The sequence below is a fragment of the Promicromonospora kroppenstedtii DSM 19349 genome (assembly GCF_000515355.1).
Lineage (GTDB): Bacteria > Actinomycetota > Actinomycetes > Actinomycetales > Cellulomonadaceae > Promicromonospora > Promicromonospora kroppenstedtii.
Map to the genome: position 1 here is coordinate 29501 of NZ_KI911741.1, position 3975 is coordinate 33475.

Genomic DNA, 3975 nt, shown 5'->3' on the forward strand with positions numbered 1-3975 from the left:
CCGCCGTGCTGGTGGGGCACTCGTCCGGCTGCGCGATCAGCCTCCGGTCCGCGCAGGCCGGGCTGCCCGTGGCGGGCCTGGCGCTGTGGGAGGCGCCCCTGGGCGACCCCGCCGCCACGACGCAGGCGTGGGCCGACGAGATCGAGCGCCTGCTCGACGCGGGCGACACCGAGAACGCCATGCGGCACTACATGAAGGACATGCCGCCGGAGTGGCTCGCGGGGATGGAGGCTTCCCCCGCCTGGCCGGACCTGGCCCGCGCCGTGGCCGCCTACCGCGCCGACGCGCAGGCGCTGGCGTGGGCGCAGCACGGGCTGGAGGACGGCGCGCTCGACGTCACGGTCCCGGTGCTGGCCATGTACGGCACCGAGACGTTCCCGGAGATGCCCGTCGCCGCCGCGAGCATCGTGGCGCAGGTGCCGAAGGGCACCGAGAAGGAGATGCCGGGCGCCATGCACAGCTGGGAGCCGGAGCCGATGGCGGCCGAGCTGGCCGGCTTCACGCGGGCCTGCGCGGGCTGAGGCCCAGCCAGCCTGGGCGGTAAGTCTCGGATGCGCGGTTCACCCGTTCCGGTACGGTTCCAGGCGTGACCTTCGCATCAGACAACAGCTACCCCGGCGACTACGAGGGTGAGGTACACCCGGTCTACCACCCGCAGCTCGACGGCGAGCCGGACCCGGGCGAGGTGGTCTGGACCTGGGTCCCGTTCGAGGAGGACCACAGCCAGGGCAAGGACCGCCCGGTGCTGCTCGTGGGCCACGACGGTCCCTGGCTGCTGGGCCTCCAGCTCACCAGCCAGGACCACGACCGCGAGGACCTGCTCGACGAGGCGCGCGCGGGGCGCATCTGGATGGACGTCGGCACGGGCCGGTGGGACCGGTCGGGCCGCGAGTCCGAGGTCCGGATCAACCGCGTCATCCGCATCGACCCCGACGACGTGCGCCGCGAGGGCGACGTGCTGGACGAGGCCAGGTTCGACGAGGTCGTGAAGTACATGGACCGGGCGCTCGACCTGACCTGAGCCGGCCGGGTACGGGCCGCGAGGCACGCCGCCCGGCGTCGTCCCGCCTGCTCGCGGGGCGGCGTCGGGCTACCCTGCCCAGCGTGAACCAGCAGAACCCGTGGCTCAAACTGCTCGGCGAGGTCGTCGAGGCAGTCGCCCGCACCGTACTCGACCAGAACGACCGTCGTACCGGGGACAGCCGGTCCGGGAGCGACCGGCCCTCGTCCGGGCCCCGGCCGACGGCGCCCCGCCCGTCCGGCCGCGACCTGCCCGAGACCGACGGCTACCCGGGCGACTTCGAGGGCAAGGTCAAGCCCGTCTACCGCCCCGAGCTCGATGGCGAGCCCGACCCGGGCGAGGTCGTCTGGTCGTGGGTTCCCTATGAGGAAGATCACAGCCAGGGCAAGGACCGGCCGGTGCTGATCGTGGGCAACGACGGCCCGTGGCTGCTCGCGCTGCAGCTCACCAGCCAGGACCACGACCGCGACGCCGAGCAGGAGGCCCGCGCCGGACGCCGCTGGATGGACATCGGCACGGGCGACTGGGACAGCTCGGGCCGCCCCTCCGAGGTGCGCCTCAACCGCGTGATCCGCATCCACCCGGACGCCGTCCGCCGCGAGGGCGCGATCCTGGACCGCGCGATCTTCGACAGGGTCGCCGCGGCGCTCTGAGGCCGCCCGGGCCGGGGCCCGGGCCGGACCCGACGCTAGGGCTGGACCGAGACCACCAGGAACGCCGCCATCAGCACCAGGTGGACCACACCCTGGAGGGTCTTGGCCCGGCCCGGGGCGATGCTCAGCATCGCCACCACGACCGAGACCGCGAGCAGCACCATCTGGGTCGGGTCGAGGCCGAGCGTCAGCGGCCCCTCCATCCAGATCATCGCGACGGCGATGGTCGGGATGGTCAGACCGATCGACGCCATCGCGGAGCCGTAGGCGAGGTTCAGGCTGATCTGCACGCGGTTGCGCAGCGCGTTGCGGACGGCGGCGATGGACTCGGGCGCGAGCACGAGCAGCGCGATCACCACACCGACCACGGTGTAGGGCAGGCCCGCGGCCTCGACCCCGTGCTCGATCGTCGGCGAGAGCATCTTGGCCAGGAAGACCACGGAGACCAGGGCGACCAGCAGCAGGGCGACGCTGAACCACGCCTCCTTCACGGGCGGCGGGTCGGCGTGGTCGTCGCCGTCCTCGTCGAGCAGGCCGGTCACCCGGCCGTACTTGTCACTGGTGACGGGCAGGAAGAAGTCGCGGTGGCGCACGGTCTGCGTGAACACGAACGCGCCGTACAGCGTCAGGGACGCGACGGCCGCGAAGCCCAGCTGGAAGGGCGTGTAGGCGCCGCCCTCGGCCGACGTCGTGAAGCTGGGCAGGACCAGCGAGACCGTCGCCAGCGCCACGACCGTGGCGAGCGCGGACCCCGTCCCCGAGGCGTTGAAGCTGACCAGGTGATGCTTGCTCGCGCCGACGAGCAGGGACAGGCCGACGATGCCGTTGAACGTGATCATGACGGCGGCGAAGACGGTGTCACGGGCGTACGTGCTCGCCGAGTCGCTGCCGCCGCTCATCAGCATGAGGATGAGCCCCACCTCGATCACGGTCACCGCGACCGCGAGGATGAGGGAGCCGAACGGCTCACCGACCCGGTGGGCCACCACCTCCGCGTGATGCACCGCCGCGAGGATGGAACCCACCAGTGCGGCGCCGATGGCCGCGAGGGTCGCAGGGTGTTCGTGGTTGCTCCACGTCGCGACGAGGAGCACCAGGGCAAGGATGGGGACCACCACGGTCCATTGGAAACGGCCCCGAAGTGTCCTGGTACTCATAGCCCGATTCTATGGGGCCTCGTCAGAAGCCCTTTGCCGGCCGACGGCGGTGGTAGCCGGCCTCACATCCGGCCGCCCCACGAGACCCCGGACCCTCTGGTAACCTTGGAGGTCGCGTGTCCGCCCAGGTCGGCGGGCACAGTCGCAGGTCCTCTCCACGGGTCCCCACCCCAGTCCCGGAACTGCGACCGCCCTCTACGACCTATCCGCTCGCCGTCAGGCGAACACACCAGGAAGTCCACTCGTGGCAAACATCAAGTCCCAGATGAAGCGCATCAAGACGAACGAGAAGGCTCGTCTGCGCAACAAGTCCGTCAAGTCGGAGCTGAAGACCCACGTGCGCAAGGTGCGCGAGGCCGTCGCAGCCGGCGACAAGGAGACCGCGACGGTCGCCCTTGCCACCGCGTCGCGCAAGCTCGACAAGGCTGTCGCCAAGGGCGTCATCCACGCGAACCAGGCCGCGAACCGCAAGTCGGCCATCGCGAAGTCGGTCGCTGCTCTCTGAGCCCACTTCGACTGACGCCGTCCACCCTCCGGGGCGGGCGGCGTCTTTCGTGTGCGCGGAATCGGGCCGTTGGCCGGACCGGAGATCCCGCACGACGGGCCGGCGGGACGGTCGGCACGCGCCGACGCGGGGCGCCACACGAAAGTGCGCTTCTACCCAGTCGCAGGGCGTGGAACCGTGAGTGTTTTCGGGCCCGATGGCTGGGTAGTAGCGCACTTTGCGGCGCGGCTGGGCGCGGCCCGTCAGGCTCGGCGGGAGCGGGCTATCGTCATGACCGCGCGCTCCACGGCGAACACCGTGTCGCGGGCCTCGCCCTTGACGTCGGCGTCGGCCTGCGCGACGGCGGAGATCGCCGTCGCCAGCCCCTCCGGGGTCCAGGCGCGCAGGTCCTTGCGGGCGCGGTCCACCTGCCACGGGGCCATGCCGAGGTCGCGGGCCGACAGGCCGCCGCCCCGCATCGAGGCGACCTTGGCCAGGTTCCGCAGGCGCAGCGCGAGGGCCGCGACGATCGGCACGGGGTCCAGGCCGGTGTCGAGGGCGTGCCGCAGCAGGGCGACGGCGCCGCCTGCGTCCCCCGCGACCGCGGCGTCGGCCACCCGGAAGCCCGTGGCCTCGACCCGGCCACCGTAGTAGCGGTCC

At 72.1% G+C, this 3975-nt stretch carries 6 protein-coding genes; 4 read left to right on the forward strand and 2 right to left on the reverse strand.

Translation table 11 applies throughout. The features are described from left to right. The 3 genes from PROKR_RS23535 to PROKR_RS23545 all read left to right on the forward strand — a co-directional run. Positions 1-521: alpha/beta hydrolase (locus tag PROKR_RS23535; protein WP_169736538.1), on the forward strand; the 521-nt coding region annotated here is incomplete at its 5' end. 65 nt (positions 522-586) lie between these two features. After that, positions 587-1021 carry a type II toxin-antitoxin system PemK/MazF family toxin gene (locus PROKR_RS23540; protein WP_036968369.1) on the forward strand — a complete coding sequence of 145 codons (435 nt, stop codon included), beginning with the start codon at positions 587-589 and terminating at the stop codon, positions 1019-1021. 83 nt (positions 1022-1104) lie between these two features. After that, positions 1105-1674: a type II toxin-antitoxin system PemK/MazF family toxin gene (locus PROKR_RS23545; RefSeq protein ID WP_036968371.1), complete on the forward strand. Its 570-nt coding sequence runs from the start codon at positions 1105-1107 to the stop codon at positions 1672-1674. Positions 1675-1709: 35 nt separating this feature from the next. Here PROKR_RS23545 and PROKR_RS23550 read toward each other — a convergent pair whose 3' ends face one another. Beyond that, on the reverse strand, positions 1710-2831 hold the full coding sequence (locus PROKR_RS23550; protein ID WP_036968373.1) for a calcium:cation antiporter: 1122 nt from the start codon (positions 2829-2831) through the stop codon (positions 1710-1712). Positions 2832-3075: 244 nt separating this feature from the next. Here PROKR_RS23550 and rpsT point away from each other — a divergent pair, with 244 nt between their 5' ends. Further along, complete coding sequence (gene rpsT, locus PROKR_RS23555) at positions 3076-3336, forward strand: 30S ribosomal protein S20 (RefSeq protein WP_026365415.1); 261 nt, start codon at positions 3076-3078, stop codon at positions 3334-3336. A 242-nt stretch (positions 3337-3578) separates the two neighbouring features. Here rpsT and PROKR_RS23560 read toward each other — a convergent pair. Beyond that, positions 3579-3975, reverse strand: a 397-nt coding sequence (locus PROKR_RS23560) for a DNA polymerase III subunit delta (protein ID WP_036968375.1), incomplete at its 5' end; no start/stop codon positions are given.

What these genes read in the sequence shown, in the direction of transcription:
- PROKR_RS23550 (WP_036968373.1), bottom strand. Translation starts at nt 2,831, where the DNA reads ATGAGTACCAGGACACTTCGGGGCCGTTTCCAATGGACCGTGGTGGTC.